The organism is Thauera sp. JM12B12, from assembly GCF_039614725.1.
GTDB lineage: Bacteria > Pseudomonadota > Gammaproteobacteria > Burkholderiales > Rhodocyclaceae > Thauera.
In genome coordinates this window covers 3438410-3460598 of the sequence record NZ_CP154859.1, presented here as the reverse complement: position 1 = coordinate 3460598, position 22189 = coordinate 3438410, and the positions used below count along the sequence as shown (strand labels likewise).

Annotated in this window: 15 protein-coding genes and 1 riboswitch; of the genes, 11 read left to right on the top strand and 4 right to left on the bottom strand. The window is 71.1% G+C overall.

Going from position 1 to position 22189, the window contains the following annotated elements:
* Positions 1–30: 30 nt before the first annotated feature.
* From AAG895_RS15685 to thiD, 3 genes are all read right to left on the bottom strand, one after another.
* The gene (locus AAG895_RS15685; RefSeq protein ID WP_345792919.1) at positions 31–3333 is read right to left on the bottom strand and encodes a DEAD/DEAH box helicase; all 3303 of its coding nucleotides are present in this window, start codon (positions 3331–3333) and stop codon (positions 31–33) included.
* Between the two features lie 142 nt (positions 3334–3475).
* Positions 3476–5392, bottom strand: coding sequence for a phosphomethylpyrimidine synthase ThiC (gene thiC, locus AAG895_RS15680; protein ID WP_345792918.1), 1917 nt, complete (start codon positions 5390–5392; stop codon positions 3476–3478).
* Positions 5393–5602: 210 nt separating this feature from the next.
* On the bottom strand, positions 5603–6499 hold the full coding sequence (gene thiD / locus AAG895_RS15675) for a bifunctional hydroxymethylpyrimidine kinase/phosphomethylpyrimidine kinase (RefSeq protein WP_345792917.1): 897 nt from the start codon (positions 6497–6499) through the stop codon (positions 5603–5605).
* Positions 6493–6588: riboswitch (TPP riboswitch) on the bottom strand. Its footprint overlaps the gene before it by 7 nt.
* A gap of 96 nt (positions 6589–6684) precedes the next feature.
* Here thiD and AAG895_RS15670 point away from each other — a divergent pair.
* The 10 genes from AAG895_RS15670 to AAG895_RS15625 all read left to right on the top strand — a co-directional run bounded on the left by AAG895_RS15670 (position 6685) and on the right by AAG895_RS15625 (position 19662).
* Positions 6685–8553, top strand: a complete 1869-nt coding sequence (locus AAG895_RS15670) for a surface-adhesin E family protein (protein WP_345792916.1) — start codon at positions 6685–6687, stop codon at positions 8551–8553.
* A gap of 112 nt (positions 8554–8665) precedes the next feature.
* On the top strand, positions 8666–9775 hold the full coding sequence (locus AAG895_RS15665) for an efflux RND transporter periplasmic adaptor subunit (protein ID WP_345792915.1): 1110 nt from the start codon (positions 8666–8668) through the stop codon (positions 9773–9775).
* Positions 9772–12951, top strand: coding sequence for an efflux RND transporter permease subunit (locus AAG895_RS15660; RefSeq protein WP_345792914.1), 3180 nt, complete (start codon positions 9772–9774; stop codon positions 12949–12951). The genes AAG895_RS15665 and AAG895_RS15660 overlap by 4 nt, the downstream gene beginning before the upstream one ends.
* Positions 12952–13030: 79 nt before the next feature.
* The gene (locus AAG895_RS15655; protein WP_345792913.1) at positions 13031–13783 is read left to right on the top strand and encodes a DUF3348 domain-containing protein; all 753 of its coding nucleotides are present in this window, start codon (positions 13031–13033) and stop codon (positions 13781–13783) included.
* Complete coding sequence (locus AAG895_RS15650; RefSeq protein ID WP_345792912.1) at positions 13780–15837, top strand: DUF802 domain-containing protein; 2058 nt, start codon at positions 13780–13782, stop codon at positions 15835–15837. The genes AAG895_RS15655 and AAG895_RS15650 overlap by 4 nt, the downstream gene beginning before the upstream one ends.
* A 2-nt stretch (positions 15838–15839) precedes the next feature.
* Positions 15840–16493, top strand: coding sequence for an OmpA family protein (locus AAG895_RS15645; RefSeq protein WP_345792911.1), 654 nt, complete (start codon positions 15840–15842; stop codon positions 16491–16493).
* Positions 16486–17187 (top strand): DUF2894 domain-containing protein, encoded by a 702-nt coding sequence (locus tag AAG895_RS15640; RefSeq protein WP_345792910.1) that lies wholly within the window; start codon positions 16486–16488, stop codon positions 17185–17187. The genes AAG895_RS15645 and AAG895_RS15640 overlap by 8 nt, the downstream gene beginning before the upstream one ends.
* A 150-nt stretch (positions 17188–17337) precedes the next feature.
* Positions 17338–17991 carry a protein-L-isoaspartate O-methyltransferase gene (locus AAG895_RS15635; protein WP_345792909.1) on the top strand — a complete coding sequence of 218 codons (654 nt, stop codon included), beginning with the start codon at positions 17338–17340 and terminating at the stop codon, positions 17989–17991.
* A 7-nt stretch (positions 17992–17998) separates the two neighbouring features.
* A complete protein-coding gene (locus tag AAG895_RS15630) occupies positions 17999–18322 on the top strand; it encodes a rhodanese-like domain-containing protein (protein ID WP_345792908.1) in 324 nt (107 codons plus the stop codon).
* Between the two features lie 32 nt (positions 18323–18354).
* Complete coding sequence (locus tag AAG895_RS15625; protein ID WP_345792907.1) at positions 18355–19662, top strand: TolC family outer membrane protein; 1308 nt, start codon at positions 18355–18357, stop codon at positions 19660–19662.
* Positions 19663–19699: 37 nt separating this feature from the next.
* On the opposite strand, the gene waaA is transcribed toward AAG895_RS15625, so the two are convergent.
* A complete protein-coding gene (gene waaA / locus AAG895_RS15620) occupies positions 19700–20980 on the bottom strand; it encodes a lipid IV(A) 3-deoxy-D-manno-octulosonic acid transferase (RefSeq protein ID WP_345792906.1) in 1281 nt (426 codons plus the stop codon).
* 171 nt (positions 20981–21151) lie between these two features.
* On the opposite strand from waaA, the gene AAG895_RS15615 reads away from it, so the two are divergent.
* Positions 21152–22159 carry an NAD-dependent epimerase gene (locus AAG895_RS15615; RefSeq protein WP_345792905.1) on the top strand — a complete coding sequence of 336 codons (1008 nt, stop codon included), beginning with the start codon at positions 21152–21154 and terminating at the stop codon, positions 22157–22159.
* Positions 22160–22189: the final 30 nt, after the last annotated feature.

The following is a 22189-nucleotide window of genomic DNA, read 5'->3' as shown; positions in this document are numbered from 1 at the left end:
ACAGCTGTCCGGACGGGCGGCGGCGCCCGCTCAGCGCGCGGGCGCCGGCAGTGGCGCGAGCAGCGCGGCGATGTCCGACTCGCCGAACTTGGCGAGCGCGTTCCCGTCTTCCGACAGCACGCTCTCGGCGAGCGCCGCCTTCTTCTCCTGCAGGGCGAGGATCTTCTCCTCGATGCTGCCGGCGCACACCAGCTTGAACACGAACACCGGCTTGTCCTGGCCGATGCGGTGGGCGCGGTCGGTGGCCTGGTTCTCGGCCGCCGGGTTCCACCATGGGTCGTAGTGGATCACGGTGTCGGCGGCGGTCAGGTTGAGGCCCACGCCGCCGGCCTTCAGGCTGATCAGGAACACCGGCACGCGGCCCTTCTGGAAGTCCTCGACCGGCACGCGGCGGTCGCGGGTGTCGCCGGTCAGCGCCACCCAGCCGATCTTCGCCTTGTCGAGTTCGGCGGCGATCAGGCCGAGCATGGTGGTGAACTGCGAGAACACCAGGATGCGCCGGCCCTCGTCGATGAGCTCGGGCAGCATGTCCATCAGCAGGTCGAGCTTGGCGCGCTCCTTGACGCGCGCGGCCGCGGGCGACTTCAGCAGGCGCGGGTCGCAGCACACCTGGCGCAGCTTCAGGAGTGCGTCCAGGATCACGATCTGGCTGCGCGCGAAGCCCTTGCCCGCGATCTCGGCGCGCACCTTCTCGTCCATCGCCGCGCGCACCGTCTCGTAGAGGTCGCGCTGGCCACCCTCGAGGCCGACGCTGCGCACGATGATGGTCTTGGGCGGTAGCTCGGTGGCGACGTCCTCCTTGCGCCGGCGCAGGATGAAGGGGCGCAGGCGGGCGGCAAGGAGGTCGCGCCGGTCGCTGTCGCCGTGCTTCTCGATCGGCGTGCGCCAGGTCTGGGTGAACTGCTTGTGGCTGCCGAGGAAGCCCGGCAGCAGGAAGTCGAACTGCGCCCACAGCTCGCCGAGGTGGTTCTCGAGCGGCGTGCCGGTGAGCCCAAGACGGTGGCGAGCCTTCAACTGGCGGATCACCTGCGCGCCCTTGCTGGCGGCGTTCTTCACCGTTTGCGCCTCGTCGAGGATCAGCAGGCTCCATTCGCGCGCCTGCAACTGTTCGGCATCGCGCCAGAGCAGGGGGTAGGTGGTCAGCGCCACGTCGATCTTGTCGCCGCCGGCGCCGCCCGCATCGAGCTCGTCGAAGCGCGCATGACGGTCCGCGCCGTGCAGGTTCAACACCTTCAGGTCGGGGGCGAAGCGCTCGGCCTCGGTCTGCCAGTTGAACACCAGCGAGGTCGGCAGGATGACCAGCGCTGGCACGTCCAGCCGGCCGGCGTGCTTCTCGGTGAGCAGGTGGGCGAGCGTCTGCGCGGTCTTGCCGAGGCCCATGTCGTCGGCGAGGATGCCGGCGAGGTCGTGGCGCACCAGGTGCTGCAGCCAGGCCAGGCCCTCGAGCTGGTAGGGACGCAGCTCGGCGCGGAAGCCCTTCGGCGCCGCGACCGCGGCGATGCCGGCGGCGTCGCGCAGGCGGCTGGCGAGCCGGGCGACGAGCTCGTGGCCGCGGCCGGGCAGGTCGAGATCGGCGAGCCGGGTGGCGTCCAGCTTGGACAGCCGCCAGTCGTGGTCGGGGCGGTCGAATAGGTCGACCAGCGCGCGCACCAGCGGCTTCACGCGTCCGGCGCTGATGCGCAGGCGGCCGAGGGTCTCGTCCTCGAGGATCAGCGCCTCGTGGTCGTCGATGTCCTCCAGCCGGCCCGACAGCCAGCGCGGGTCGTGGGCAAAGAGGCCGGCGAGCAGCGGCGCCAGCGGCAGGGCCTTGCCGTCCACCTCGATGCCGGGCGATAGCCCCAGCCAGCCGTCCTCGTGCTCCTCGATGTCGAGCATCAGCTCGTCGATGTCGATGGCGTTGTGGCGGAAGTCGGTGGGGAAGGCGATTTCCCAGCCTTCGGCACGCAGCGTCGGCACCGTGCTCGCCATGAAGGCCGACCAGTCCGTCTCGCTCGCCAGGCCGAGCGCGTCGGTGGGCAGGGGGCCGAAGCTCGCCTGCACCGCGCCGGGCGGAATGCGGGTGAAGCCGGCGGCAGCGAGCCTTTGCGCGGCGGCGCGCTCGGTGGCCTCGTCGCGGGTGAGGCGGGCGCTGCGACCGTCGGGCAGGGGGTGGAAGAGACGGCCGTCGCTGGCGTCCACGGTCAGCGGCCCGTAGCGGAAGGCGAGCAGCGCGAGATCGAGGACGTAGGTGCCGTAGGCGGCGTAGCTGCGATAGCGCACCTGCAGCACCGGCCGCGACTCCAGGCGCAGCACCGGCACCGGCACGCCGCCGAGCTCGATCGGCGGCTCGCCGCGCAGGGTCGGCACGGGCAGGGCGGGGGCGACGTCGGCAAGCGTTTCGGCGACCAGTTCGGATTCGGTCTGGGTGAGCGGCGGCAGCCACAGCATGCGCTGCACCAGTTCGGCCGGGACCTCTAGCGTGACTGGGCCGGCGGTCGCCGTGGCGCTGTCCACGTACCAGGGCGGCAGCAGCGGCAGGACGTGATCGGCGGCGGGCTCGAGCTTGAGCACCGGCGCGCGCAGGCCGTCGGCGGTGAGCACCCAGTCCGGCGTGCCCGCGCGCGGTTCACCGGCCCCGAGCACCGGGTGGGCGAGGCCCTCGTAGTGCGTGCGGCCGCTGGCGAGCAGGGCCGCCATCAGCTCGGCGCTGTGCTTGCCTTCGAGCATCACGCCTTCGTTGAGCAGCGGGCGGCCGCGCGGGCGGTGCGCCCACAGCAGGCGCAGGATCTCGTGGTCATCGTCCTCGACGAAGGCGGGCGGGGCCTGCAGCGCGCGCTCGATGTTGCTCCAGCGCTCGTGCTGGCGGATCTGTCCGTGCTGGTCGAGGCGCACCTTGTAGCAGACGACGCGGTGGTCGCTGCTGTAGGCGTCGGGCTCGATGACGTAGTGCAGCGCGTGCAGCGTCTTGCTTGCCCTGGACTTGTCGGTCGCTCCGCTGCCGAGCGTGCGGGCGAACAGCCTGAAGCCCTCGACCCAGGCCCGTACCTGCTCGCGCGGGCGGTCGGGGCGGCCGCGCTGGTGCAGCCAGACCAGCATCATCGCAGCCACGTGCTTGCAGTCGTAGCCCATCGGGCAGGTGCACGAGCTGACCAGCGCTCGGCGATCCTCCTCCTCGATGACGTTCGCGAACACGTCGTAGGGCGTGCGCTGGCGGCCCTTGACCAGAGCCGACACCTCGCTGCCATCGGCCGCCAGTGCGCTCACCCGGCTCAGATAGCCCAGCCCCTTGGCCACGGTCTCCATGCCGAGCTGGGCGATCAGGTCATCCTGGGTGAAACGGTCGAGCGGGGTCATGGGCAAGAGACAGGCCCGAGGCGGGCGCGAGCGGAAAACCCGTCAGTTTACACGCCGGATGCGCGCGCTGGCGCCTGATGCTCGGCAAAAGCAGACGGGCCGCATGTGCGGCCCGTCGATGCTCAAGCGCTGGCGCAGGCCATCACACGTTGCGATACACCTCGGCGCCGCTCTTGACGAACTCGACCGCCTTCACCTCCATGCCCTTCTTGAGCGCCTCGGCTTCGTCCAGGCCCTGGCTCGCGGCGAAGTCGCGCACGTCCTGGGTGATCTTCATCGAGCAGAAGTGCGGGCCGCACATCGAGCAGAAGTGCGCCACCTTGGCCGAGTCCTTGGGCAGGGTTTCGTCGTGGAATTCCTTCGCCTTGTCCGGGTCGAGGCCGAGGTTGAACTGGTCTTCCCAGCGGAACTCGAAGCGCGCCTTGGAGAGCGCGTTGTCGCGGATCTGCGCGCCCGGGTGGCCCTTGGCGAGGTCGGCGGCGTGCGCGGCGAGCTTGTAGGTGATGATGCCTTCCTTGACGTCCTGCTTGTTGGGCAGGCCCAGGTGCTCCTTGGGCGTCACGTAGCACAGCATCGCGGTGCCGTACCAGCCGATGGTGGCCGCGCCGATGCCGCTGGTGATGTGGTCGTAGCCCGGGGCGATGTCGGTGGTGAGCGGGCCCAGGGTGTAGAAGGGCGCTTCCTTGCACCACTCGAGCTGCAGGTCCATGTTCTCCTTGATCAGGTGCAGCGGCACGTGGCCGGGGCCCTCGATCATGACCTGCACGTCGTGGCGCCAGGCGATGTCGGTGAGCTCGCCCAGGGTTTTCAATTCACCCAGCTGCGCCTCGTCGTTGGCGTCGTAGATCGAGCCCGGGCGCAGGCCGTCACCGAGGCTGAAGGCCACGTCGTAGGCCTTCATGATTTCGCAGATGTCCTCGAAATGGGTGTAGAGGAAGCTCTCCTTGTGGTGCGCCAGGCACCACTTGGCCATGATCGAGCCGCCGCGCGAGACGATGCCGGTCATGCGGTTGGCGGTCAGCGGCACGTAGCGCAGCAGCACGCCGGCGTGGATGGTGAAGTAGTCCACGCCCTGCTCGGCCTGCTCGATCAGGGTGTCGCGGAAGATCTCCCAGGTGAGGTCCTCGGCCTTGCCATTGACCTTTTCCAGAGCCTGGTAGATCGGCACCGTGCCGATCGGCACCGGCGAGTTGCGGATGATCCACTCGCGGGTCTCGTGGATGTTCTTGCCGGTGGACAGATCCATCACCGTGTCGCCGCCCCAGCGGATCGCCCAGGTCATCTTGTCGACTTCCTCGGCGATGCTGGAGGTGACGGCCGAGTTGCCGATGTTGGCGTTGATCTTGGTGAGGAAGTTGCGGCCGATGATCATCGGCTCGCTCTCGGGGTGGTTGATGTTGTTGGGGATGATGGCGCGGCCACGGGCGATCTCGTCACGCACGAACTCGGGCGTGATCGTCGCCGGCAGGCTGGCGCCGAAGCTCTGGCCCGGGTGCTGGCGCAGCATCATGTCGGCCATCTTCTGGCCCTTGGGGCCGGTGGCACGCAGCGATTCGATGTAGCGCTCGCGGTTCAGGTTCTCGCGGATGGCGATGTATTCCATCTCGGGGGTGATGATGCCGCGCCGGGCGTAGTGCATCTGCGTGACATTGGCGCCCGCCTTGGCGCGGCGCGGGGCGCGGTGCAGGCCGGGGAAGCGCAGCTCGTCGAGCGCCGTGTCGGCGGCGCGGGCGCGGCCGTACTCGGAGGACAGGCCGGGCAGCACCTCGGTGTCGCCGCGCGCCTCGATCCACTGCTGACGCAGCGCGGGGAGGCCCGAGCGGATGTCGATCTTCGCCGCCGGGTCGGAGTAGGGGCCCGAGCAGTCGTAGACGAAGATCGGCGGGTTGGGCTCGGCGCCGAAGGAGGCCGGGGTGTCGGACTGGGTGATCTCGCGCATCGGCACGCGGATGTCCGGGCGCGAGCCCTCGACGTAGATCTTGCGCGAGTTTGGCAGCGGGGCGATCGCGGCCGCGTCCACATGGGCCGTGGCGGCGATGAATTTTTCGTTGGCGTTCATGCTGTCTCCTGGGGAAGGGTGTGGGGTTTTGGTCTGAAGTCCGGTTCGTGCGCGAGGGCTGTCGGTGTGATCAGACGCTTGTAGGGGCGGTCCCGTCCACGAACGGTGACGCGTCCGTGGGAGCGGGCTTGCCCGCGAATACGGCGGTCGGTCGGCGCATGTTCGCGGGCAAGCCCGCTCCCACGGGGCGAGCGCGGACGGTGTTGGTACTCACCGCTTCCACAGCGCGTGGAAGTGATGCACCGGTCCGTGCCCGCTGCCGACCGCGAGCTCGCCCGCATGGGCGATCGCGCCCAGCAGCCACTGGCGGGCGTGGCGCACCGCGGCCTCGACCGGGCGAAACTGGCCTTCGGCCTGCGGCAGCAGCGCGGCGATCGCCGAGCTGAGCGTGCAGCCGGTGCCGTGGGTGTTCTTGGTCTCGATGCGCTGCGCGGGCAGTTCGACCATGCGGTCGCCGTCGAACAGCAGATCGACCAGCTCGTTGCCGGGCAGGTGGCCGCCCTTGAGCAGCACCCAGCGCTCGGAGGACAGCGGCAGCAGCTCGCGCAGGCGCTCGGTGGCGCGGTACATCTCCTTGACCGTGTCGGGCGCGCGCTGCTCGAGCAGCACGCCCGCCTCGGGCAGGTTGGGGGTGATCAGGAAGGCCTGGGGGAACAGCGCTTCACGCAGCGCGGCGATCGCACTCCTTGCCAGCAGGCTGTCGCCGCTCTTGGCGACCATGACCGGGTCGAGCACCACGTTGGCCGCCTTCCAGTGCGCGAGGCGGTCGGCGACGGTGGTGGTGACCTCGGCGCTGCCGAGCATGCCGATCTTGGTGGCGTGGATGGCGACGTCGGCGAACAGGGTGTCGATCTGCAGGCGCAGGAAGTCCGTCGGCGGTACATGCACGCCGGTGACCGCCCGGGTGTTCTGCGCGGTGAGCGCGGCGACCACGCCGCAGCCGTAGGCGCCGAGCGCGGAGAAGGCCTTGAGGTCGGCGAACACGCCGGCACCGCCGGACGGGTCGACGCCAGCGATGGAGACGACGTTCGGGATGCGGGACGAATGCGTCGAAGAAGCGGCCGACGCGCTGCCTGCGGCAGCAGCGGGTGATGCGGACAGACTCATGACTTACGTTTCCCTACGCCGGTGCGAGCCGGATCAGGTTCCAAGGGTGTTTCTCAGCCCGTGCGCGGCGGGCACCCCCAACGAGAGTCAGGGAAGATACTGGATGCCCCCGGTCGTGGCAAGGTGCTCAAGATCTGCGCGCCGAGGTCGATTAGCATGGTGGAACCTTCGATTGGCCAACGCTCATGCCGCTCCTTCGCCCGCTCCTTGTCGCCCTGCTGCTCGCCCAGACCGGCGCCGTTGCGTTCGCCGCCGACTGGCAACTGGTCCTGAGCGATCGCAACCGGCGCGTCGAGATAGACCGCAGCAGCATCCTGTCCTCGGACGCCGGCACCAAGATCTCCTGGGGGCGCGTGGTGCTGACCTCGGATGAGGCCAAGGCCTCGGGCTACGCGATGATCAAGGCCCTCAATCGCTACGACTGCCGCAACCGCAGCTTCGTCACCATCAAGCGCGTCTATGTGGATGCCGAGGACAATATCGTCCGCGAGGAGCCGGTGCCCGACCAGAGCCCGCTCACGGTGGCACGGAACTCGGTCGACGAGCGCATGTGGCGGGAGGTCTGCGATCCGCCCTCGGCCGCCGATCTGCAAAAACTCGCGAGCGAGGCGGCGCGCCTGGCCTCTGCGCCGGCGGGCGCCGCTGGCGCACCCGCCCAGCCCCCCGCGCCCGCAAGCCCCTCCGCGATCGCAGCGCCGACCCCTGCCGCCACGCCGATGCCGCCGGCGAAGGTCGCGCGCGCCGAGCCGCCGGCGTCACCGCGCGCGCAGGCGGGTACGGTGAGCGCAGCGCCGCCCCTGGCTGCGGCGCGTCCCGATCCGGCAACACCGCCCGCGCTCGTGCGCGCCGGCGAGACCTCTGCTGCTGCGCCCTCGACCGCGCCGCCGTTCGAGACCCATGTGGAGATCCCGGCCAAATTCCTGCCCGGTGGCGCGCCGGCGGGCGAGCCGACGCCGCCGCGCAAGTCGATCCTGCCGCCCCTGCCCGGACTCGCGGCCAAGGCCGATGCGCCCCCGAGTCCGCCGCCGCCCGCGCCGGCCGCCGAAGCGCCCAAACCGGTGCCTGCCGCCGCGCCGGCGGGCAAGCCCGCCGCTCCGGTGCGCACGCCGCCGCGGGCGGCGGAGCGTCCCGCGCCCGCGCCGAGCGCCGCCCCCAAGCCCGCGCAACGGCTCGCCCAGGCCGCGCCGGCCGAGGAGCCACGTCCGCGCACGACGCCGGTGCGCAGGGCGCCGGACGCCGAACGTAAACCGCCGAGGCCGACCCCGACCCCAGCCCCGACCCCAGCCCCGACTCCAAGCTCGACGCCCAGGCCGGCCCCCGCCCCGGCGGCCGCACCGGTGGCAGCGCAGATGCCCGCGGCCACGATGCCGCCGAGCGCCGCCGGCTGGAGCTACGACGGCGAAACCGGTCCGCAGAACTGGGGCAGGCTGCGTCCCGAGTGGCGCCTGTGCGGCGAAGGGACGCGGCAGTCGCCGATCGATCTGCGCGACGGCATCGCGGTGGATCTCGAGCCCGTCCGCTTCCATTACGGGCGCAGCGGTTTCCGCATCCGCGATACCGGCAACACCTTGCAGGTCGACGTGGGCGAGAGCATGGGCATCGTCGTCCGCGGCGAGCGCTATGCGCTCGAACGCTTCACCCTGCACCGCCCCTCGCAGGACCGCGTGGGCGGCATGGCGCACGACATGGCGCTCTACCTCGAGCACAGCAATGCCGAGGGCAAGCGGGTGATCCTGTCGGTGCTGCTGGCCGCGGGCGGTGAGGCGCACCCGGTGCTGCAGACCTTGTGGAACAACCTTCCGCTCGACCGCGGCCGGGCGTACACGCCCGACGCCGTGATCGACCTCGCCAGGCTGGTGCCGGCCGATCCCGGGCATTTCCTCTATACCGGTTCGCTGCCCACGCCCCCGTGCACCGAGGACGTGTTGTGGGTGGTCATGAAGCAGCCGCTGCCCATCGCCGATGACCAGCTGGCGGTGTTCGCGCGCCTCTATCCGCGCAACGGGCGGCCCATCCAGCCGAGCAACGGCCGGCTGCTGCTCGAGTCGCGCTGACCGGGGGCGCATCGGTCGGGCGCGTTCGGGCGGGGCGGCGAGGCGCTACACTAGCGCCCTTCCAGCGCGACACTGGTTGCAGTCGATGCGACCGCCCCTTGCGAGCTACCCGATGCCCATCCGTAACGTCCTTGTCATGCTGGCAAGTGCCAGCGTGCTCGTGTCCTGTTCCGCCCCCGCGCCCGAGGTGCCGCCGCCGCGTGCCGTGCTGGTGCGCACCGTGGCAGAGGCGGTGGCGCCCGCCGAGCGGGTCTACAGCGGCGAGGTCCGCTCCCGCATCGAGTCCGACCTCGGCTTTCGCATCGGCGGCAAGCTTGTCGCCCGCAAGGTGGACGTCGGCGCCGAGGTCGTCCCGGGTGCCGTGCTGGCGCTCCTCGACGCCGCCGATGCGCGCCTCGCGGCGGACGCTGCACAGGCGGCACTCGCCGCGGCCGAGGCCGACCTGGCGCTGGCGCGCACCGAATACGACCGCGCCGAGGAGCTGGCCGCGCGCAAGTTCGTGTCCTCCTCGCTCCTGGATGCCCGGCGCACGGCGCTGCAGGCGGCACAGGCACGACTGCGCCAGGCGCGCGCGCAGGCTGAGACTGCCGCCAATCAAGCCGGCTACACCCGCCTCGAGGCGCCGGCCGCCGGCGTGGTGACCGCCGTGCTCGCCGAGCCCGGACAGGTCCTCGCCGCCGGCCAGCCGGTGTTCCGGCTCGCCCGACCCGACGAGCGCGAGGTCCTGATCCATGTGCCCGAGGGCCGCGCCGCGGACCTCCAGCCCGGCATGGCGGCGCGCGTTCGCACCTGGGCGGCGCCCGAGCGCGAATACGCCGGTCGCGTTCGCGAGGTCGCGCCCGCCGCCGATCCGGTCACGCGCACCTACGCGCTGCGCGTCGCAGTGCCCGAGGCCGACGCCGGTCTGGCGCTCGGGGCCACCGCCAGCGTGGCGCTCGCCGCGCCCGCGACGGCCGAGCATGGCGTGCGGGTGCCGCTGGCCGCCGTGACCCGCGCCGCCGACAAGCCGGGGGGCGGCACGGTGTGGGTGGTCACGGCGGATGACACCGTGCGCCCGCTCGCGGTCGGCGTGCTGGCATGGCGGGAGGACGGCGCCTTGCTGCGGCCCGATCTTCCCCCCGGTACGCGCCTGGTGCTCGCGGGCGTGCATACGCTGGTCGCGGGCGAGACCGTGCGTGCGGTCGAGGAGGGCGCGCCGGTGATGCTGGACGTCGCGCGATGACGCACCCGGACGAGGCGCCGATCGGGCGAAGCCGCTTCAACCTGTCCGAGTGGGGCCTGCGCCACCGCTCGCTGGTGCTGTATTTCCTCGTCGTCAGCACGCTCATCGGCATCTTCGCCTACACCCGCCTCGGCCAGTCCGAGGATCCGCCGTTCACCTTCAAGGTCATGGTGGTGCGTGCCGAATGGCCGGGCGCCAGCGCGCGCGAGGTCGAGCAGCAGGTCACCGACAGGATCGAGAAGAAGCTGCAGGAGATCGCCCAGGCCGACGTGATCCGCAGCTACTCCAAGCCCGGCGAGGCGATGGTGTTCTTCCTCGTCAAGGACAACACGCCGTCGCGCGACATCCCCGCCATCTGGTACCAGGTGCGCAAGAAGATCGGCGACATCGCCCACACCTTCCCCACGGGCGTGCGCGGCCCCTACTTCAACGACGAGTTCGGGGACACCTACGGCAACCTGTTCGCGCTGCTTGGGGAGGGCGTGAGCCACGCCGAGCTCAAGCGCCACGCCGAGGCGGTCCGCAGCGAGCTGCTGCGGGTGAAGGACGTCGCCAAGGTCGGGTTCTTCGCCGAACAGCCGCAGCGGGTCTACATCGAACTCTCCAACACCAAGCTCGCGACCTTCGGTCTGCGCCTGGACGACATCGTCGGTGCGCTCGCCGGGCAGAACGCGGAGACCGGCGCCGGCTTCTTCGAGACCGCGGAGGACCGCATCTGGCTGCGCCCGAGCGGGCAGTTCGCGGATCTCGACGCCATCCGCGCCACCGTGATCCGCGCCGGCGGGCGCAGCTTCCGCCTCGGCGACGTGGCCGAGGTGCGCCGCGGCTACGCCGACCCGCCCGCCGAGCGCCTGCGCTACATGGGTCAGGAGGCGCTCGGCATCGGCGTGTCGATGCGCGCCGGCGGCGACATCGTCGCCCTCGGCCGCCATCTGGACGAGGCGGTGGACAAGATCGTCGCCCAGCTCCCCGCCGGCATCCGCCTGGAGCGGGTGGCCGACCAGCCACGCGCGGTCACGCGGGCGGTCGACGAGTTCGTCAAGGTGCTCGCCGAAGCGGTGCTGATCGTGATGGCGGTGAGCCTGCTGTCGCTGGGTTTTCGCACCGGCATCGTGGTGCTCGTGATCATTCCGGTGGTGCTGGCGATCACCTTCATGTTCATGCACCTGTTCGACATCGGCCTGCACAAGATCTCGCTCGGCGCGCTGATCATCGCGCTCGGCCTGCTGGTGGACGACGCGATCATCGCGGTCGAGATGATGGCGAGCAAGATGGAGCAGGGCTGGGGCCGGGTGCGCGCGGCGAGCTACGCGTGGACATCGACCGCGATGCCGATGCTGTCCGGCACCCTGGTCACCGCGGCGGGCTTCCTGCCGGTGGCGCTGGCGGCGTCCTCGGTGGGCGAATTCACGCGCTCGATCTTCCAGGTCACGGTGACCGCGCTGCTGGTGTCGTGGGTGGCGGCGGTGATCTTCGTACCCTATCTCGGCTACTACCTGCTGCCCGACTTCAGCAGGCGTGCCGGCGAGCCGTCGGTGCTGGCGCGGCTGGTCGGCCGCGTCTGGCCGGCGCTCGGGCGGCGCATGGCGGAGCGCGACATCCATGCCCGCGAGCAGCATGACGAGTTCGCCATCTATCACACGCCCTTCTACAACCGCCTGCGCGCGCTGGTCGATGCCTGCGTGCGCTTCCGGTGGACGGTGATCGTGCTCACGGTGGCGATCTTCGCCGGCTCGCTGTTCGTGTTCGTGCGCTTCGTCCCGCAGCAGTTCTTCCCCGATTCGACGCGGCCCGAGCTGCTGGTCGACCTGCGCCTGGCCGAGGGCGTGTCGCACCAGGCCACGGAGGCGGCGGTGAAGCGGGTCGAGGCCTTCCTGCGCGACCAGGAGGGCATCGACAACTACGTCGCCTGGGTGGGCAGCGGCAGCCCGCGCTTCTACCTGCCGCTCGACCAGCAGCTGCCGCAGACCAACTTCGCGCAGCTCGTGATCCTCACCACCGGGCTGGCCGAGCGCGAGGCGCTGCGCGCGAAGCTGATCGAGCTCTTTCGCGCCGAGCCGTGGCCGCTGCATGGCATCGTCAACCGCCTCGAGAACGGACCACCGGTGGGTTTCCCGGTGCAGTACCGGGTGAGCGGGCCGGACTTCGACGAGCTGCGCCGCCACGCGCATGCGGTCGCCGCGGCCTTGCGCGGCAATCCGCACCTGTCCAACGTCCACCTGGACTGGGAGGAGCCGTCGAAGGTCGTGCGTCTGGCGATCGACCAGGACAAGGCGCGCCTGCTCGGCGTGTCGTCCCAGGACATCTCCAACCTGCTCGCGACTTCCTTGCAGGGCATGACGGTGACCCAGTTCCGCGAGGGCACCGAGACCATCGGCGTGGTGTTGCGCGGCGCCGGGTCGGAGCGTGCGCACCTGTCGCTGCTCGCCGATCTGGCCCTGCCGGTGGCGGGCGGGCGCAGCGTGCCGCTGGGGCAGGTGGCGCGCCTGGAGCACGATTTCGAGCCGGGCGTGATCTGGCGGCGCAACCGCATCCCGACGGTGACCGTGCGCGCCACGCTCTACGACGGCACGCAGCCGGCGGTGGTGGTCGGGCAGCTCGCCGGCGAGATGGCGCGCATCGGTGCCGGGCTGCCGCTCGGCTATCGTCTCGATGTCGGCGGCGCGGTGGAGGAGAGCGCCAAGGGCAGCACCTCCGTGGGGGCCGGCATGCCGGTGTTCATCCTCACCGTGCTCACCGTGCTGATGCTGCAGCTGAAGAGCTTCTCGCGCACGGTGATGGTGGTGCTCACCGCGCCGCTCGGCATGATCGGCGTCACCGCCTTCCTGCTCGCCTTCGGCAAGCCCTTCGGCTTCGTCGCCATGCTCGGCACGATCGCGCTGTCGGGGATGATCATGCGCAACGCGGTGATCCTGGTGGACCAGATCCGCCAGGACGTCGAGGCCGGGCGCACGCAGTGGGAGGCGATCGTCGAGTCCGCGGTGCGCCGCTTCCGCCCGATCATGCTCACCGCGGCCGCGGCGATCCTGGCCATGGTGCCGCTGTCGCGCAGCACCTTCTTCGGACCGATGGCGGTGGCGATCATGGGCGGGCTGACGGTGGCCACCGTGCTCACCATGCTCTTCCTGCCCGCGCTGTACGCCGCCTGGTACCGGGTGAAACCTGGCGCCCGATGATCGCCCGGGCGAGCGGACGCGATTCGCCGCTTTGGTGTAGCCTTCGCCCTTTTTTGCCCACGGGGCGGCGGAATCGGGGATGACGCAGGCTGTGCCGCGAACGCGTTTCAACAGTGCCGGGCTGGTGCGGCTGCTCGCCGAACTCGCCGTGGCCGAGGTCGCGGACCCGAAGCAGGATCTCGCCGCGCGGCTGGGCGAGTGGGTGGACCTGAAGGATGCGCTGGCCCTGTATTCGGCGCTGCATGCAATCCCGCCCGAACCCGCCTCGCGCGCGATGCCGGTGCCCTTTCTGCGCGCGGAGCTTGCGCGCGTGCGGGCGGCGCTCGCCGCCGCGATCACCGCCGATCCCGCGCAGCCTGGCGCTTCCGCGCTGGCCCTGCCCACGCCGCTGCCTCACGACACGCCCGAGACCGCGGCGGATTTTGCGCCGTTCCAGCGCTACTACCAGGCCCATCAGCGCGCGATGGGCGCCGGCATCGCCCCGCTGCGGGCTGCGGTGCGCACCGCGCTGGGCCGGGAATCGAGCGCGCTGCGCCAGCTCGCCGGGCTCGATGCGGTGATGGAGCAGGCACTCGCGGCGCGCGAGGCGAGCCTGCTGGCGACGGTGCCGGCGCTGCTCGGCAGGCGCTTCGACCACCTCCTGGAGGCCCATCGGCGCACGCGTGACGCGGCGCAGGAGGACGATCCCGCGCGCTGGATGGAGGCGGGGGGCTGGCTTGCGCGCTTCTGCGCCGAGATGCGGCGCGTGCTGCTGGCCGAGCTGGAGCTGCGCTTGATGCCGGTGGTCGGGATGCTCGCCGCCCTGGAAACGAAATCGACGGAACTGCAATGAACAGAAGCTTGAGCGTGGCCGCCTTCGTGCTGGGCGCGGCCGTGGTGGGATGGGTGGGGGGCGGCTATGTCGGACTCAGCCCGCTGGCCCTGGGCATGACCGTGCTGATCGGCGTGGTGTATCTGAGCGGAGCGCTCGAGCTGCTGCGCTTCGATCGCGCCACGGCGGCGCTGCAGCGTGCGCTCGATACCATCCCGCCCGACATGGCGGACGCCGGCGCCTGGCTGCGCAGCCTGCCGCCGTCGCTGCAGAACGCGGTGCGCCTGCGTCTCGAGGGCGAGCGCGTCGGCCTGCCCGGCCCCGCGCTGACCCCCTACCTGGTCGGCCTTCTCGTGCTGCTGGGCATGCTCGGTACCTTCCTCGGCATGGTGATGACGCTCGACGGCGCGGTCATCGCGCTCGAGACCACCACCGACCTGCGGACCATCCGCTCCGCGCTGGCTGCGCCGGTGAAGGGTCTGGGCGTCGCGTTCGGTACCTCGGTGGCGGGCGTGGCGGCCTCGGCGATGCTCGGGCTGATCTCGGCACTGGTGCGCCGTGCGCGCGTGCAGGCCTCGCAGGTGCTCGACAGCCGCATCGCGCGCGAGCTGCGCGGCTTCTCGCTCGCGCAGCAGCGCCTCGATGCCTTCCAGGCGGTGCAGGAACAGGCGCGCACGCTGCCGGTGCTGGTCGAAACCCTGCAGGCGATGATGGTGCAGATGGAGCGCCAGCAGCTTGCATCGCACGAGCGCATGGCGAACGAGCAGCAGCGCTTCCACGACGAGGCGCGCGGCAGCTACACGGCGCTCGCCGCCGCGGTCGATGCCTCCCTGAAGGCGAGCCTGGTCGAGAGCGCGCGCCTCGCCGGCCGGAGCATCGAGCCCCTGGTGGCCGATGCCATGGCCGGCATCGCGCGCGAGACGAGCGCGCTGCAGCAGTGCGTGGCCGATGGCGTGCAGGCGCAGCTCGATGGCGCCTCGCAGCGCCTGGACGCAGCGGTGGCGAACGTGTCCGCGCACTGGGCGGCCGCGCTCGCCGACCACGCGCAGCGCAGCACGGCGCTGTCCGACAGGCTGGATGCGTCCTTCGCGGCCTGGAACGGCGGCTTCGAGCAGCGTGCCACCGCCCTCCTGGCCTCCGTCGAGCGCGCCCATGGCGAGCTGCGCGCGTCGCTTGCCGACACCGCGGGCGCGCTCGCCGCGCAGACCGCCGCGATGCACGGCCGGGTCGCCGATTCGGTGCAGGTCCAGCTCGATGCGTTGATCCAGCGCCTCGATGCCACCGCCGGCAGCCTCGCCGAGCGCTGGACGCAGGCGCTCGCCAGCCAGGAACGCAGCGGCCAGGCGGTTGCCGGCGCCTTGCAGGACAGCCTGCAGGGCTTCGCCGACACCTTCGACCAACGCTCCGCCGCCCTCGTCGATCAGGTCTGCGCCACGGTGAGCGCGCTGCAGGCGGAGCTCGCCGCCAGCATGCAGGCGCAGGCCAGCCGCAGCATCGAGCAGGCCGGCGCGCTGATGCAGACCGCTGCCGAGGCGCCACGCGTGGCGGCCGAGGTCATCGGCGAGCTGCGCGCGGAGCGCTCCGCCAGCATCGCCCGCGACAACGCTGCGCTCGACGAGCGCACGCGGATCATGGAGACCCTGCGCGAGCTGCTCGATGCGATCAACCACGCCTCGTCCGAGCAACGCCAGGCGATCGACGCCCTGGTGGCGTCCTCGGCTGCGGTATTGCAGCACGCTGCGGCGGGCTTCGAGCAGCGCATGGAGACCGAGGCCACGCGCCTCGCCGACACGGCCGGGGAGCTTGCCGGCGGGGCGGTCGAGGTCGCCAGCCTGGCCGAAGGCTTCGGCCTTGCCGTGCAGCTGTTCAGCGACGCGAACGCCAGGCTGACGGCGAGCCTGGAGCGCATCGAGGGTGCGCTGGAGAAGGCGATGACGCGCAGCGACGAGCAGCTCGCCTACTACGTGGCCCAGGCGCGCGAGCTCATCGACCTCAGCCTGATGTCGCAGCAGCGGATCGTCGACGACCTGCAGCACAGGCCCGGGCGCGCGGCCGCCGGCGCCACCGAGGCCTGACGATGGACGAGCTTCATGGCAGCGATGGCGCGATCGAGCAGGCGGCGCCGGCCTGGGGGGTGTTCGGCGACCTGATGTCGGGTCTGCTCGGCGCCTTCGTGCTCATCCTCGTCGGGGTGCTCGGCGTGCAGCTCGAGCTGGCGACCACGCTCGAGGCCGAGGTGCACAAGCGCCGCATCGAGGAACAGCGCCGCGAGGCGCTGGAGAGGGCGCTCGCCGTACCGCTGGCGAGCGGGCGGGTGACGCTCAACGATGGGCGGATCGGCATCAGCGGCAGCGTGCTGTTCGCGCTCAATTCGGCCGAACTCCAGCCCGAGGGCAGGCAGGTGCTGCAGAGCCTGGCGCCGCCTCTGGCCGCCTATCTCGCCACCCGCGACGAGCTGCTGATGGTGAGCGGCTTCACCGACGACCGTCCCGTGCTCGACACCAACCGGCGCTTCGCCGACAACTGGGATCTCTCGGCGCAACGCGCGCTGACCGTGACACGGGCGCTGATCGAGGAGGGCGTGCCGTCGACGGCAGTGTTCGCCGCGGCCTTCGGGTCCGAGCAGCCGGTGGCCTCCAACGACGACGCAGAAGGTCGCGCGCGCAACCGGCGGGTGGAGATGGCGCCGGTGCCGAGGTCGGCGCAGACGGTCGCGAGGCAGGATGGCTGAGGTCCAGGCGCCCACCGCGTCCCCGCCCGGCGGGAGGGCCGCCGAGGCACTGCGCGCGCACCTGGAGGCGCGCGTCGAGGACATGCGCGTGCGCGGTGCGGCGCGCTTCGACCCCGTGGGCTGGCGGGTGATCGAGGCCATGATGCGGCGGCTGGATGTCTTCGCCGGGCCTGCGCGCGTGGCCCTGGTGCGCAGGATCGAGCGCCGCCTGGCGGGTCTGCGCGTGGACGTCGAGCATGCGGGGGGCACGAACCCGTTGCCGGCGCGGCGCCGGCCGCTTGCCGAGCTGCTCGAACATGTGGCGCGCCAGGCCGGCGTCGCCGACCCGGACGGCGGCCTCGCGGGGACGGAGGCGCAAGCCGCGGCCGAGCTCAAGTCGGTGCGCCAGTTCCGCAGCACCTGGTCGCGGCTGAGCCTCGAGCAGCAGCTGGCGCGCGCGCGCGCCGCGGCGCCGGACAACGCGGGCCCGCTCAACTCGCACCACCTCGCCCTGCAGGCGCTGATCCGCATGGGCGACATTGCGCCGCAGTACCTCGAGGGCTTCATCGCCCAGGTCGATGCGCTCCTTTGGCTCCAGCAGGCCGACGCCACGCGCGGGGCGGCCCAGCGGACCGCGGTGCGAAAAGGCGAGGCCCGGACATCGGGTGGTCGCGGCGGCCGCGCGCGCAAACCGTCGGCCCCGGGCGGGGGCTGAAGCCGCGCGGCGGGCGAGGCCTTGCAAGGGCGGAAATCCAGCCCACCGCGCGCGGATCGCGGTGCAGCAACTGCGCTAGAATGACGCGGTTTTGCCTTTTTGGATAACGCTATCCATTAGCGTGTGCTAATATTTCGCCGGGAGTCCCTGATGAATTTCGAGAAAGCGCGCTTCAACATGGTCGAGCAGCAGATCCGCCCCTGGGAGGTGCTGGATCAGGACGTGCTCGACCTCCTGATGACGGTCAAGCGCGAGGAATTCGTGCCCGCCGCATATCGCGATCTGGCCTTTACCGAGGTGGAGATCCCGATCGGCTGCGGTCAGGTCATGCTCAAGCCGGTGATCGAGGGCAAGGTGCTGCAGGCGCTGCGCCTGGCGAAGTCCGATTCGGTGCTCGAGATCGGCACCGGGTCCGGCTACTTCGCCGCGCTGCTGGCTGCGCGCACCGAGTGGGTGCGCACGCTCGAGATCGAGCCCGAGCTGGTGAAGCTGGCGAGCGCCAACCTCGCCCGCAACGGCGTCGAGAACGTGGTCGTGGTGCAGGGCGACGGCGTCGGTGGCTGGGCCGAGCGTGCGCCCTACGACGTCATCGTCGTGTCGGGTGCGCTGCCCTTCGTGCCGCAGGCGCTGCTCGAGCAGCTCAAGGTCGGTGGCCGCCTGTTCGCCTTCGTCGGCGAGGCGCCGGTCATGAAGGCGCGGCTGATCACCTGCGAGAGCGAAGGCCGCTTCCGCACCGAGGACATCTTCGAGACCGTGGTGCCGATGCTCAAGAACGCGCCGCAGCGCGACAGCTTCAGCTTCTGAGACGGCCATGCATCAGATCAGTCCGACTCAGCTCGCCCGCCGCCTCGAAGACGCGCAGCAGCCAGCGCCGCTGCTGCTCGACGTGCGCGAACCCTGGGAGCTGGAGATCTGCCGCATCGAAGGTTCGGTGGCGATGCCGATGGGCAGCGTGCCGGCGCGCTTCGCCGAACTCGACCGTGACCGCGAGACCGTGGTGATCTGCCATCACGGCGGGCGCAGCGCGCAAGTGTGCATGTTCCTCGAACGCCAGGGTTTCTCCAACGTCATCAACCTGGCGGGCGGCGTCGCCGGCTGGGCGGCGCAGGTCGACCCGGGGATGGCGCAGTACTGAGCCGGCGGCGTCCCTCAACAGCGGAGAACACGATGAAGCGAATCCTGGCAGTTTGTATCGCGGGCCTGTTTTCGGGCGGGGCGCTGGCCGCCGACCTGATGGCGGTCTACCAGGAGGCGCTTGCCAACGACGCGAAGTTCTCCGCGGCGCGGGCGCAGTTCGAGGCGGGCCAGGAGAAGGTCGTGCAGGGCCGCGCCGGGTTGCTGCCGCAGATCGGACTGGCGGCGGACACGACCTACACCGATGCGGACTTCCGGACGCGGGTTCCGCCCGGCTCGTCGTCGCCGTCCTACAACAGCAATGGCTACGGGGTGCAGCTCACCCAGCCGCTGTTCCGCTGGCAGAACTGGGTGCAGTTCAAGCAGGGCGAGCTGCAGACCGCACTCGCCGAGACCCAGTTCGGGCTTGCCCGCCAGGACCTCGTGCTGCGCGTGGCCGAGGCCTATTTCAACGTGCTCAACGCCCAGGATGCGCTGGCCGCGGTGACCCAGTTGCGCACTGCCGCCAGCGAGCAGCTCGAGCTGGCGAAGACCAGCTTCGAGGTCGGCACGGTGACGATCACCGACGTGCATGAGGCGCAGTCGCGCTTCGACCTCGCCTCGGCGCAGGAGATCGCCGCACAGAACCAGCTCGAGGTCGCACGCCAGAGCCTGGCACAGATCATCGGCAGGCAGCCCGAGCCGCTCGCCGGGCTGCGCGAGGGCGTGGCGCTGCAGCGTCCGCAGCCGGAGAACGTCGCCGACTGGGTGGCCGCGGCCGAGTCCGGCAGCTTTGGCGTGCAGGCCCAGCAGCTGGCGCGCGAGATCGCCGCGCGCGAGGTCGAGCGCGCGCGCGCCGGCCATCTGCCTACGGTCGACCTCGTCGCCAGCCACGGCGTCAACAACCGTCCGCAGCCGAGCACCGACCGCTCCGAGGCCACCGCGATCGGCCTGCAGCTGAACGTGCCGCTCTATGCCGGCGGGCGCGTGTCCTCGGTGTCGCGCGAGGCGGCGGCGCTGCGCATGAAGGCCGACGCCGACCTCGAGGATGCGCGCCGCAGCGCTGCGCTCGCTGCGCGCCAGTCCTGGCTCGGCGTCACCAGCGGCATGGCGCAGGTCAAGGCGCTGGAGGCGGCGCGCGTGTCGTCGACGTCCGCGCTCGAGGCCAACAAGCTCGGTTATGAAGTCGGGGTGCGCATCAACATCGACGTCCTCAACGCCCAGACCCAGCTTGCCGATACGCTGCAGCAGCTCTCCCGTGCGCGCTACGACACCCTGCTCGCCCAGCTGCGCCTGAAGGCGGCGGCGGGGACGCTCGGCGAGGAAGACGTGCACGCGATCAACACGCTGCTCGCACCCTGAGGGTCTAGAACTCGCCGGCGTCCTTGTTGCGCTGCGTTCAGCGCGCCGTCGCGCGGGCGCTTCCCTGCAGGCTTTCGAGGATCGCCACGCTGCGTGCGGTCGCGCCCTGATGGGTGGTGGCGAAGGCGCGGCCGGCGGCAGCGAGCGCGCTGCGGCGGGCCTCGTCGCCGAGCAGGGCCACCGCATCGCGCATGGCGGTGTCCGGGTCCGCGGCCCGCAGCGCCGCGCCCGCGCGCACGGCGTCGTCCGCCACCGCCTGGAAATTGAAGGTGTGCGGGCCCACCAGCACAGGGGTGCCGACCGCGCACGACTCGATCAGGTTCTGCCCGCCGAAGGGCAGCCAGCTGCCGCCGATCAGCGCGACGTCGGCAGCGGCGTAGTAGGCGAACATCTCCCCCATCGAATCGCCCAGCAGCACGCGGGTGCTACCGGCGACCGTCTCCTCTGCGCTGCGCCGCTGCAGCGTCAGTCCGCAGCGGCCGACCTCGTTGGCGACCGCATCGAAGCGCTGCGGGTGCCTTGGCACCAGCAGCAGCAGCGCGGTGGCCGGGGCGTGGCGCGCGAAGGCTTCGAGCAGCAGGCTCTCCTCGCCCTCGCGGGTGCTGGCGGCGAGCACCACCGGGCGCACACCGATGCGCGCGCGCAAGGCTTGGCCGAGGGCAAGCATGGACGGCGGCGGGCTGATGTCGAACTTGATGTTGCCGGTCACCGTCACCCGCCGCGCGCCGAGCTGGGCGAGGCGCGCGGCGTCGGCAGCGGTCTGGGCGCCGATTGCGGCGAGCGCCTTCATGGTGAGCGCGGTGAGCGCCGGCAGGCGCGCGTAGCGGCGCGCCGAGCGCTCGGACAGGCGCGCATTGGCCAGCATCACCGGGATGCCGCGGCGGCGGCAGGCGGCGAGCAGGTTGGGCCACAGCTCGGTCTCCATGATCACGCCGAACAGCGGCCGGAAGTGGCGCAGGAAGGCGTGCGCGAAGCAGCCGACGTCGTAGGGCAGGTAGGCGCGCAGCACGCGTGGCTCGTCCTTGAACAGGGCGCGCGCGGTATCGCGCCCGGTCGGCGTCATCTGGGTGAGCAGCACGCTGTGCTCCGGCCAGCGCGCGAGCAGGGCGCGCACCAGCGGCTCGGCGGCCCGCGTCTCGCCCACCGAGACGGCATGCACCCAGATCACGGCGAGCGGCGCGCGCACCCGATAGCGACCGAAGCGCTCGCCCACGTGCCGCAGGTAGGCGGGCTGGCGGCGCGCCCGCCACAGCAGGCGCAGCACCACCAGAGGCAGGGCGAGGATCCACAGCAGGGTGTAGGGCAGGCGGGTCAGCATCGAGTCAGGGTGGATCGCGACCGCGCAAGTATAAGCAAGCTTGCCCTGCGACCGCTGCGCGCTCGGCGCATGCGCTGCAAGAAACCCGTCACATCTGCGCACCGTTCCCGCATGCGATAATCCCGGCGCATTTCGATTTTTCGCCCGCTCTCCACTCGGCTCGTCCCCTCCATGAAAATTCTCGTCACCGGTGCCGCCGGCTTCATCGGCATGCACACGTCCCTGCGCCTGCTCGCCCGCGGCGATGAAGTCGTCGGTCTCGACAACCTCAACGACTACTACGACCCCACCTTGAAGGAGGCGCGGCTGGCCCGCCTCACGCCGCACGCGGGCTTCCGCTTCGTGAAGATGGACGTGGCCGACCGCGCCGGCATGGAGGCGCTGTTCGCCGCCGAGAAGTTCGACCGCGTGATCCACCTCGCCGCCCAGGCCGGGGTGCGCTACTCGCTGCAGAACCCGCACGCCTACATCGACAGCAACGTCGTCGGCTTCATGAACATCCTCGAGGGCTGCCGCCATGCCAGGGTGCAGCACCTCGTCTATGCATCCAGCTCGAGCGTGTATGGCGGCAACACCAAGATGCCGTTCTCCGAGGCCGACAGCGTCGACCATCCGGTGAGCATCTACGCGGCGACCAAGAAGGCCAACGAGCTGATGGCGCACACCTACAGCCATCTCTACGGCCTGCCGACCACCGGCCTGCGCTTCTTCACCGTGTATGGGCCGTGGGGGCGGCCGGACATGGCCCTGTTCCTGTTCACGAAGGCGATCCTGGAGGGGCGGCCGATCGACGTCTTCAACCATGGGCGCATGAAGCGCGACTTCACCTATGTCGACGACATCGTCGAGGGCGTGATCCGCACGCTGGACCACGTCGCGGCGCCGGACCCCGTCTTCGACGCGCTGCAGCCCAACCCGGGCACGAGCGATGCGCCCTTCCGCGTGTTCAACATCGGCAACCACGACCCGGTCGAGTTGATGGACTTCGTCGCCGCGATCGAGGACGCGCTCGGCGTCACCGCGCAGAAGAATTTCCTGCCGCTGCAGGATGGCGACGTGCCTGCGACCTATGCCGACACCGCTGCGCTCAACGCCTGGACCGGCTTTGCGCCGGCCACCAGCGTGCGCGACGGGGTGGGGCGCTTCGTCGCCTGGTACCGCGAGTACTACAAGGTATAGGACCCGAAAGGGGCGGAGCGGCCGCCGCTC